Raw genomic sequence first — 10495 nt, 5'->3', positions numbered from 1 at the left:
GTGCACATTACGGTGCCGCCGCACCCCGATCGGCATAACACCGTGCCCGGGGTGTCAGTGCCGGCTGTCATCATCAGGCGTCGAAACGCTGATGCTGGCACACCGAAACGAGATGCACATGACCGTGGCACCACCCACCTCGTCACGACTCACAGCGCTACTCGGGGCGCACCTGCCGACCGTTGCCAACCACGCCGGCTTCGCGGACACGCTCGCGGACCTCTTCGGCGCCGAACGCGTGCCGCGGTCCGAGGTGGAGAAGCTCCTCAATCAGCAGCCACCACCGGCGCCCGTCGTAACGCCACCCGTCGTGACGCCACCCGTCGTAACGCCACCCGTCACTTCGGCGTCGCGCACCGACCCGTCCGAGGCTGACGACGATTTCGATTTCGACGCCTACATCGCCGCCCGGCCGAAGTACTCCGCCGACGGTCACAGAGGGGATACCCTCACCCACTATTTCGCCGACATGCGCCGATTCCGCCTCCTCCACCCGGAGGAGGAAGTGCAGCTCGGACGAGCAATCGAACTCGGCCTCATCGCGCAACACCACCTCCAAGCAAACCCGTCATCGCTCGATGCGGAATACCTCCGTCTCATCGAACTCGAAGGCAACCGCTCCAACGAGACGATGATCACCGCGAACCTCCGCCTGGTTGTGTCGATTGCGCGGCGTTACCAGAATCGAGGCCTTCCCTTCGAGGATCTCATTCAGGAGGGAAACCTCGGACTCATTCACGCGGTCAAGAAATTCGACTACCAGAAGGGGTTGAAATTCTCGACCTACGCCACGACGTGGATCACGCAACACATCACCCGGGCAATCGCAGATTACGGACAGCTCATTCGCACACCGGTCCACTTCTACGAAAAGCTGACCAAGATCCACCGAGCAGCGGCCGCCTTCGAATCAGAGTTTGGCAGACCACCCACCCTGAGCGAACTCGCCAACCTCACCGGCCTCACCACCGCGGCGATCGACGAAGCACGAAAGCTCGACCGACAACCCATCTCCCTCAGCACGCCGCTCGGGGAGGACTTCGACCTCGCCGCCACCCTCAGCGACAGGCACTGCTCGACGCCGTGGGAAGGCTCCGGCAACCGGGGATGGAGCTGGGACATCATCGATCGGAACATCTCCTACGACGATATCCTCGAATCACTGAAATACTGTGATCAGCGTGAGCGAGAAATTGTTCACCTCCGCTTCGGGTTCGCAGACGGAGTCCCGCGGACACTCGACGAGATCGGCCGCGATCACGGCGTCACCCGGGAACGGATCCGGCAGATCGAGTCGAAGGTGATCAAAGTACTGCGAGAGTCCCTCGAACGAATGTCCTGCTTCGACTACGTACCACTCGACGAGGAGGAACTTGCGAAGCTGCGGGGACGAAAGGCACGTCCGAAGACGTCGAAGAAGTCGTCAACCGCGGCACCTGATTCGCCGACCCTCCCGGAGATGTCACCTCGGCCCCGGATCGCAACCAGTTCGAAAGAAGGCGAAATCGCCGTCGTCGAACGGATGATCCTTGACTGGGCCAGTCAACGTGTACTCGCGTCGGGCGACCTCTCCAGAATTGCCCGTGCCGCTGGGGTGGAAACGGCCGAGGTCAAGGCCAGCATCCGAAGGCTCGCTCGGAAGGGCGAGATCGAAACAGGCTACGAATCGCGACGCGGATACATCTACAGGATTGCGTCGTAACTGTTATTGTTCCCAATCCCGAATGAGCAGCCTCGTATAGGCGGCGCCAACTGGTAGCTGGATCGACAAAGGGGGCTCTTCCGAGTTGGCAGGGGGAGCGGCCTGTCACTGGATAAGTCCCACCGAGACTGGCGGGTGCAGCAGGCCCACCGTAGCCGCCGCTGCTGATTCTCCGGGTTGCGGAACCGAACGCGATCCTGTCGACGCACTTGACGATCCGGTTATGGCCCTCGCCGAAGGCGTTCGACAGGCCGGTCTCGCCGGCGAGATCATGGGTCCCGCCACGTGGCGTCGTGTTCGTGCACGCGGCGATCTCGGGCACCGAGCATGCGGCACAGAACTTCTCACCCATCGCCACAAAACCGGCGTCATCGACTCCCGGTTGGGGAGAGTCGCAGAAGGTGTTGGTGCAAAACCACTTCCCGCTTGCGCCACATCAGGCTCGGTTGGTCCGGGTCATCGCGATATCCCGTGGACGGGCGCTGACCCACGCGGGTGAGTGAACTGCGTGGCGGTGACGACTGCAGCGCTACCCGACCTCTATCGCCCTGCACTATCGCAATCTGGAAGCGATGCGGACCTTGGACTGGTCGAGGGGTCGTCGTCAATGTGAACTGACGAGTAAATGAGGCCATCCGACCTCACCCTGCCCGACTCGAGAAGTAGGTCGAGACAGGCATGTAGTCGGTCGGAAGCCTGCGCCGAGATTCGTGCGACACCGAATTGTGCGGCGGTTCCGCGGAACAACTCGTCGCGGCGAATTCTGTCCTGCGCAACCATTTGCATCGCGTTGGCGATCTCTTCGGGCGCGATCTCCAGAAGGGGACGGCTCGTCCTGGCGTGTCCCCAGTGGATAGGTCCACCCTGATCTAGAGTCCTGTGGCCCGAAACCGGGCCGGAAGGGACGATGAAAAACATGGCTGGCCGGAAAAAGCACTCCGCGGAGGACGTCGTGCGCAAACTGCGCCGCGCGGACGAGCTCGCAGCCGCAGGCAAGACCAACGATGAGATCGCCGCCGAACTGCAATCGTTCTGCGCCGGGAGGGTCGGGTTGTCGTACATCCCTCCGGGTACGCCGTGGAACAACGGCTACATCGAGTCGTTCAACAACCGACTGCGACGAGAGTGCCTGAACCGCAACCATTGGACGAACATGCTCGAGGCTCGGGTCGTCATCGGCGACTTCAAGCATGAGCACAACACCCGGCACCGTCATTCGGGCCTGGGCTACCTGACTCCGGTCGAGTACGCTGCGCGATGCAGCCACCAGCACCATCCCGTGGCCTGCGAGATGAACTGAGATCGGTATCAATCACAACCTGGCTCTGAATCCGGGTGGACCGACTATCGGGGACCTGCCACCCGGCTGCGGATCCTTAGTGTTGCGGCATGGCCGGTGTGACCGCGGGTCTGTTGCGTGTGCCCTGACGTGGCTAGGAGCGAAAGCAGTGCGAGGTGCTGATCATCCGGCCGTGGCGAGTGCACGGGCAACCGGAGGGTCACTCATCATCGCCGCGCTGGCGTCTCGTCGGAGGAGCATCTGCAGACAGGATAGTTGCTGATTCGACAGCGGCCTCGGTGATCTGACGCCGCAGTTCATCCTCATCAAGCGCTTCGAATTCGATGATCGCGCTGGAACGTAGGATTCGCTTGAGCACATCGCGAAGCAGCTGGCGGTCGTTCACCCCACCTCGGTCGATGTCCGGCCACGCATCGGCGAGCGCCCGCACGAGTGCGCGACTTCCGCCGATCGACCTGCGTCGGGCAAAGATCTGATCGAACGCTGCCTCGCCGAATGCGTCGAGAAGGCGGTACGGCTCTGCCGACTGCGGTACTGAGAGTAGGTGGGCACGCCACCACAGTCGACCCCAGACATGGCGGGTGATGTCGGTTCCCAGAATTCGGTCGGTGGGTGGATTTGGGTAGCGCCAGTATGAGACGTCGGGTAGCAATACCAGCGCAAGAAATGCCCAGATCGAGCGCACAGAAGCCTCGGCCGCCACCAGTCCAGATCGCTCGTGAAGAAGCTGGGCTACCTCCAGGTCGAACGAGGCGCGCTCCGCACGCCGGCCTTCGTCCGGGAACCCTGCGTTTTCCGCGGCCTTGACGATGCGTTCTCGCAGGTCCTGAAGCTCGTCCTCAGTGACACGGCGTCCGCCTGTCGCGGCGAACACCGCAGACCTGTGACGGAAGGCAGCCATGTCTTGAAGCTGTGCCGGGGTTGACCGAGTGTACTGGTGGTGCAGTTCGTGAGCTGCTCGATCAAGGAGTCGGGGGTACAGAACGCTGGTCATGGGGCCGCCAACATATCTGTCGCATCCTGCATTCGGCTCGTGAAAAGCGCGGGCTCGGAAAGCCGTTCTCGCCGAAGCGCCTCCACACTGAAGGCTGGGAAGGTCATTCGGAGCACGGCAGCCAGGAGTGCACCCAGCGATCCCGCTGGGTAGTCGACGTCTTCGTCGAAGTCTTCATGCGTCAGCGCCCGTTCGATCAGTGCTCGTTGCACATCGGTTCGGAGCGTGGAGAGGACCCGCAGGTCGGAGTCCGAGGGAGATCCCGCGGCAGCCAATGAGTTGACCACAACCTCTCGGCGTTCATTGGCGAGCAGCAGGACAGAGCCCAGCGCGGCCGCCTCCAAGTCCTCACCGATCTCGAGGTACCAGCTGGCCTTGGTCGGATAGGGGAGGTCGTGGAAGTCGGCGATCGCCAGGGGGAACAACACGGCATCGCCCTGCAAGAGAACTGAAAACCTGTCCTGCCACAGCACGCTTCCTGGGCGGCGGGCCGCCGCTACGGATCCACCCACCGTTGGTCGTCTCAGCGTCAACACAGTCGCGAGTTCGAGAACACCGCCGAGCTCGTCTCCGTCGAGTTCGAACTCGACGTTCAGTTCCACCCCGTCACGAGCGGGCACCTCGGCGCGCCACGCCCTTCCTCTCAACGCTGAACTCGTCGAAGCCCAGCGGACAGTCAGATCGACCTCTGCATCTTCGGGGAGGCCACTGAGTCGCCTTGCTCGCAACCCGTCAATGATCACAGGCCTACAAATCGACAGGCGGGAGTCGTAGTCCCAATCTGGCAGCTCCCGTGGCAGTTCCTCCGTGCCGTCCACTGCTACGCGTGACCACGGGCCGGGTATGACGATGTCAGTAGGGGGCCGGAGGTACGGATACGCCCGACTCATGCTGCGTCCTCCTTTACGGTCGTGCCGACGACGGTTACGTCGGTGACCGTGTCAGGTACCGGATTCACGACAATTTCGAACTCGGACGGACTGTCCACGATGCAAGTTTCCTCGTTGTGTTCGCCTGTGGGCGTCAACCAGCAGTGAACCGAGGGTTGGGCTGCGCCGGCGGGAGCTTCGTCCTCAGTGCCTTCCCACGTTGCTACCGTCAGGCGCGCGGAGAGGTGAACGGGGCCAGGGCCGGCAACTGAGAACCGCTGAACTATGACGACCTCGCCATTTCGTTCCTCCACGCGGGGGTCGTCCACGGTGGTGACACGAACTCGATCGCTTGGTGTAGACGAGCGTCGGCCCGGTCGACCCGAGCTGGTTGTTTCTCGTGCACCGCTGGAATTGCCGCAGCCAGGAGTTTTGTTGGCGGGATGAGGTAGTTCAGGTTCTGTGAAGGCAGCTGCGACCAAACCTCCGAGGAAGTTGCTTGCAGCGCCGAGCGCGACTCCACTGGTGGATGCAGTCGCAGTCGTGACAGGAGTGCGGAATGCCGAAAGCTGTTCTCGGATCCGGGTGAAGGTGACTTTCACGAATGTTCGAGAATGCCCGGATAATTGCTCGTGAACCCACTGGTCATGTGTGGGTGGCTCAGCGGCGGCGAACGTGTCGTCCAGTTCGTCATCAGCACGAAAGACACCCGCATATGCCTTGTTGACAGACCCCGGCTTTGGTCCTTCGTAGTACTGCACGACGAGTTCAGGCGAGCGCATCAAGCACACGTGGTGTGGATCGCCATCCACTCCGGCGTAGCTTGATGCGAGCGGAATTGAGTCAGCGGACATCGGGACGACCACTGTCTTTTCGAGAGCGAAACGTCCTAATGGCTTCCGTGGATTCTTGCATTCGAGTGTCATCGCCCGTTCCGACTGCAGCCGTCGATGCGCGGAAACGAACATCCGGAGTGGATAGACCTTGGCAGGATCTGGAACTTCAAAGGTTTCGCCACCTGCAGAAACCTCGGGAATGAGCCGCTGATTACCCCGCTCAGGCAGCATGATCGGCCACACGTGCCATGCGATCGTGTTGGCGAGGTGTCTTGCCGCGGAAGCGATGTCCTCGAAGTCGTCGAGATCGGGATCGAGCACGGTCAAAGTCGTACCTGATTCCTGTTCCGCAAAAGGCCGAAGCCCCAATGTCCGCGCGACGCTGTCCGCCTCTGCGCCGATGAGCGGTTCTACATGTTCACCCTGTACGTCGCCCCACCAATGACGTCCGGTGTACGGTCTGGCATCCGCATCTGTGCGCACTTTGCTGTCGTACGAGTCACCCAACGCGATGCCGATCAGTCGGGACGTCAGGCCGACGCCGGGCACTTCGGTGCGCGTGTAGACCAGAATGGTTCCGACGCGGGACAATCGGTACAAGACCGCCTTGCCGTAGCCGTAGGTGCCGCCTCCTTGGAAAGTGTCGCGCTTTTCGCCGACATTGAGGACAAACGAGATCCAGTCGCGCCGGCCCTCCGCGAGCTCGTCCGCGCGCGTTGGCCCGCCGAGCCCTTTCGTACCCCGATCGACGACGGATAGCAGCCTCAGATTAGGAGTCCGGACGACCTTGCCTACGCCGAGAAAGGGCTGCGTTTGTGGAGGTGGGGTCAGCAGGCGCTCCCAAGCCGGCCGGTGAGTCGGCGACACAGTGGTCAGCTCGAGCCGGTATGTCGTCGGTACTGCGGGAAGGCGTGCATCCCAAGAGTTCTGGGCGGTTTCTCGGACGAAGACGGTCAGGGGATCGACCGGAGGTCTGCCGAGCTGATTGCGAATGCCCTCGGAGGCGATGGCGCCGGTCGGCGGGAATGGCTGCGACCACCATCTTGGTGTCGTCATGGCTGCCTCATGAAGGTCGCGAGTGCATGGTCGTCGAGGCGGGAAGCCGCCGCGGGTGCGCTGTCCAGATCGACAACGTAGGTGATGTCCTCGATGCCTGTCGGCACCGCATCTCCCACGAAACTTCCTGCGACGACACGCGGGAACTGAGGCCCGACCTCGTAGGCGCGATGTTCGACCACTTCGAAAGCTCGCCGTGCGTAGAACTCACGCTCGGACTCGCGGTAGCCGTACTCGAGTAGCAGCTTGCGGAACTCGGCCGGGTCGTCCGTGAGATCGTTGATCTCGTCGACGAGAGCGGGGACCGGAATCCCCTGGCCCGTCGCCAGCCGGAACCACCTCATGATCAGTCGACCCGGCGTCGCGAGGTCGAGTTGGGCTGCACCGTTGATTCGCACGAGGCGACCTTCGGCCGCTGAGGTGGTCTTGACCTCGATAGCATCGACTCCGCGGTGGAAATCCTGTGCCGCGCGCTGTGGCCCGGTCCAGAACATCACCGCGCCGGAGTCGTACGCCAGCATCTCGCGCAGTACGTACAGTTCACCGAACAGTCCGGCCAATGCTGACGGAGACAGCGCCTCGTACGCCCCGGCCAGAAGGGATTTCCAATCGGCGAGCACCTTCTTCAGAGCCGCGACGGCCCTGTCCGGATGAGCAGCTACCCGCTCGATCACCTCGACGCAGAGTGCGGTGAACAGATCGCTCTGATCTGACTCGACCAGCTCGAGGCACGCGTACGCGCGGTATGTGTCCTCGTCCTCCAGCGTGCGACGCCGGACGACGACCGCGCGGCCGTCGAGATCCTCCTGCAGCGATTGCTTTGCCATGATCGGGACGAGGAGTGCGTGACTGCCAGAGCGGTCGACTGCGGCGAGAAGCGGGCCGCGCGAACAGGTGACACCTACCTCCGTAGTCCGGAACAGCTTCGTCGCAGGCTGTTTGGTGACCGCGGACCACAGGTCCTCGAGTTGAACCCCGTCGACCGTCATGCCGCTTCGTCGTCCTGCTCGAGAACAGAGTCGTCCTCAACCTCGACGGCGATATTGGACAGGTCTGCGCTCCAGTACTCGACGTCGGAGTCCTGATCGTCTGACCGGGGTTCGGGGAACAATATCGTGACACCGATGACCACGTCGTCGGTCGGTGCAGCCAGCGGCAGTCGACCGCTGGTGCCGGTATCGGATAGCGGTTCGATCGGATAGATCAACAGAAGTCCTTGATCGGGTCGTTGTTCCTGCCGCGTCTTGAGGATCTCACCGTGCGTTTTCGGTACCGAACCGCTCAGATCGAGGTCGATGGTTTCGTCCCGACGGCTGCTCAGGGTCTTGATGTCGGCGACATCGCTCGGATCCTGGCCCTTCTGCCCGAGTTTGGCTCGTTTCACCATGCGGACGGTGACCGCGCTGCCCAACTGGCAGGCAGCGGTGGTGTCCCTGCTGTTCCCGATCACGGCGACGCTCCACAGTCCCAGTGCGCCGGTACGCACACGTTTCGTGATGTAGTCGATGAGGCGGGCGCGATCGCCGTCAGACGAATCCTTGTGGAACTCATAGGTCTTCAAGAAATCGATGATGCTGCTGTACGGCACATCGGTGAAGAGTGCCGTCTGCTTCCGGACCTCCTCGTGCCGTACCCCGTCCGCGGCCGCAGCAGCAACGAGTGCTCGGGCGGCCGATGCGTTCGCAGCCAGCCATTCGCGGCCGCTGCCGGAGACATCGAAGAACCGTGACTCCACGAGCTGCCCGCCGTACGCGGCATGCGCGAGAACGGCGCTTGTCATCTTCGCCTTGGAGGTAATGCTCATCTTCGGGTGTGACCGAAGACGGACTGCGAAGGTCATCGGAGTCTCGTTCGACGTCATATAGCGGTTGATGTCCTGGCGCATGTCTGCTTCGACCGTCGCGAGGTGTTTGAACCACCCCGCGAGTTCCTCGGTCATCCAGATGCGAGGAAGGTCCGCGTAGTGATTTCGGTAGCCGAACCAGCGTCCCATCTGCAAGAGCGTGTCGTAGGCAGACACTGCACGGACGAACAGGCTGGAGACGAGGCCCTCGAGTGTGAGGCCGCGAGAGAGGGTGCTGCCACCCACAGCGATCGCAGTAACCGGACCGGCCTCGTAATTCAGCCGATCCTTGCTGCGGTAGTTGTCGATGATGACTCGGGTATCGCGCACCACCTCGCGCAACTGCCCGAGAATATCGTCGAAAGGTACCTTCTCCTCACCGAAATCACCTGCGCGGACCCGAGAGGTCTCCTCGTCCCAGGTGGACCGAAGGCGATGCAGGAACGCGGCGTCGCTGGAATCCAGGCGCTGCAGCGTCCTGGTGCGCAGAGACTCCAATGGCTCCATGAACGCCTCGTGCACGCGCGTCTCGGTTGTCGTGTGTACGAGCATGGTGGAATGCGGGTTTCCGCCGCCCCGAACCCGGCGTGCGGCGGTGGCCAGCCAGAACCACTCGACGGCAGCACGGAGGGAGTGGGTGATCGCAGGCTCGAAATAGGCGGCTTCTTTCTTGTTTTTGGGCTTGAGGTCGTGCACCTCGTCTTCCGGAACTTCCCGGATCATGTCGAATCCGCCGGGCAGATCCTCCGGATCCTCACCGTCGAGGAGATCCCGCCCGAAGAGGACTTCGGTTCCGTGATAACCCACAGGTGGGGGAAGGTTGACGATGAAGTCGCGGGGGTAGAAGTCCTCGTCCACCGAAGGGTCGATGAGGAGATTTGCAAATGGGGTGGCGGTGTACCCGACATACCCGACTCGTGGAAACTTGTTCAGAACGTCAAACAGCAGCGGATTGATCTTGGCGGTCGCAACAGTCGATTGGTCGGCCTCGTCGTCGATGATCAGCGTGGGACACTTCTCGAGATACTCCCCGGCTGACCCCAGCCATTTGCTGAGCTTGCGGAGCACCGTCGCGTTCTTCTTGACGACCAGCAGCAGGCACTGGTCTTTCACCGCGAAGAATGCCTTCGGGTTCGGTGGCGGAACGAAGTCGTGGGTCTCACTGGTGACCTGGTGCCATTGACCTGGATTCGCGTCAACGAGATCCTTGACGAGTCGAATCTGCGTCTGCCGACGCAGCGCGTTATGGATGCCGGACAGCACGATGAACAGCTTGTAGCCCCGGTCTGCGGCCTTCGCCATGACTGCGGTGAAATTGGTGGTCTTTCCGGACTGTACGAAGCCGACCACGAGACCTCGAGTCCGGAACTCATCCTGCTTCGGGTGGTCGAGCAGTGCGACGACCTTCGTCGACGACTCGTCTACCGACAGGATGTTCTCGTCGCCGAAGGACTTCTTCCTCATGGTTGCTACGAGCGCCGGCCAGTTCTTGTCGTTCTCCATGTCCGGGCCCGTGTACCAGGTGGGGCGACCATTGAGGAACACTGACGGCGGTTCGTCGAGTTCACGGATCCGGAGACTCTCCGCGTCGTGCTTCGCGCGGACAATCTTGATGACGGCCTCGTCTGCGCCGAACAGCCTCAGGTTCTTCACGGCGTCGTGCGGAGTCATGGATTCTGCGAACTTGAGGAACACCTTGTAGAGGTGATCGACCTGATCTTCGGAGATCTCCTCGGTTGTCACTTGCTCCCCCATTGCACGTTCTCGTCACATACCTCCACCGCGGTTACGGTGAGGTGCACCACGTCGGTCGCGATGGTCGTCTTCGAGCAACAGACAGAGGTTTGTCGCAGCTCAAAGCCTGATCTTGGCGGCCGGCTTCGCTTCAGGGAAGA

6 protein-coding genes and 2 pseudogenes are annotated in these 10495 nt (G+C 62.0%); 2 read left to right on the top strand and 6 right to left on the bottom strand.

Features of this window, described 5'->3' with window-relative positions; translation table 11 throughout:
• Positions 1-118: 118 nt before the first annotated feature.
• The gene (locus tag ACWDU4_RS12475; RefSeq protein WP_450114218.1) at positions 119-1702 is read left to right on the top strand and encodes a sigma-70 family RNA polymerase sigma factor; all 1584 of its coding nucleotides are present in this window, start codon (positions 119-121) and stop codon (positions 1700-1702) included.
• 122 nt (positions 1703-1824) lie between these two features.
• On the opposite strand, the pseudogene ACWDU4_RS12470 reads toward ACWDU4_RS12475, so the two are convergent.
• Positions 1825-2045, bottom strand: a pseudogene (locus ACWDU4_RS12470) (ISL3 family transposase); the annotation flags it as partial.
• Between the two features lie 699 nt (positions 2046-2744).
• On the opposite strand from ACWDU4_RS12470, the pseudogene ACWDU4_RS12465 reads away from it, so the two are divergent.
• Positions 2745-3002 (top strand): annotated as a pseudogene (locus ACWDU4_RS12465) (integrase core domain-containing protein); the annotation flags it as partial.
• A gap of 199 nt (positions 3003-3201) precedes the next feature.
• Here the strand turns inward: ACWDU4_RS12465 and ACWDU4_RS12460 are convergent.
• From ACWDU4_RS12460 to ACWDU4_RS12440, 5 genes are all read right to left on the bottom strand, one after another.
• The gene (locus ACWDU4_RS12460; protein ID WP_450114217.1) at positions 3202-3903 is read right to left on the bottom strand and encodes a DUF6339 family protein; all 702 of its coding nucleotides are present in this window, start codon (positions 3901-3903) and stop codon (positions 3202-3204) included.
• A gap of 89 nt (positions 3904-3992) precedes the next feature.
• The gene (locus tag ACWDU4_RS12455) at positions 3993-4598 is read right to left on the bottom strand and encodes a hypothetical protein (protein ID WP_450114216.1); all 606 of its coding nucleotides are present in this window, start codon (positions 4596-4598) and stop codon (positions 3993-3995) included.
• 284 nt (positions 4599-4882) lie between these two features.
• Positions 4883-6757, bottom strand: coding sequence for a hypothetical protein (locus tag ACWDU4_RS12450; RefSeq protein ID WP_450114215.1), 1875 nt, complete (start codon positions 6755-6757; stop codon positions 4883-4885).
• A complete protein-coding gene (locus ACWDU4_RS12445) occupies positions 6754-7746 on the bottom strand; it encodes a PD-(D/E)XK motif protein (RefSeq protein ID WP_450114214.1) in 993 nt (330 codons plus the stop codon). Before ACWDU4_RS12445 ends, ACWDU4_RS12450 begins: the two co-directional genes overlap by 4 nt.
• Positions 7743-10343: a Z1 domain-containing protein gene (locus ACWDU4_RS12440; RefSeq protein ID WP_450114213.1), complete on the bottom strand. Its 2601-nt coding sequence runs from the start codon at positions 10341-10343 to the stop codon at positions 7743-7745. Before ACWDU4_RS12440 ends, ACWDU4_RS12445 begins: the two co-directional genes overlap by 4 nt.
• Positions 10344-10495: the final 152 nt, after the last annotated feature.

It is taken from the genome of Rhodococcus sp. NPDC003348 (assembly GCF_053589375.1).
This window is presented reverse-complemented; position numbering and strand designations above follow the sequence as displayed.

Excerpts from the sequence above, each read along its gene's own strand:
- ACWDU4_RS12475 (WP_450114218.1), top strand. The coding sequence starts at position 119 with ATGACCGTGGCACCACCCACCTCGTCACGACTCACAGCGCTACTCGGG.
- ACWDU4_RS12460 (WP_450114217.1), bottom strand. The coding sequence starts at position 3,903 with ATGGCTGCCTTCCGTCACAGGTCTGCGGTGTTCGCCGCGACAGGCGGA.
- ACWDU4_RS12450 (WP_450114215.1), bottom strand. The coding sequence starts at position 6,757 with ATGACGACACCAAGATGGTGGTCGCAGCCATTCCCGCCGACCGGCGCC.
- ACWDU4_RS12445 (WP_450114214.1), bottom strand. The coding sequence starts at position 7,746 with ATGACGGTCGACGGGGTTCAACTCGAGGACCTGTGGTCCGCGGTCACC.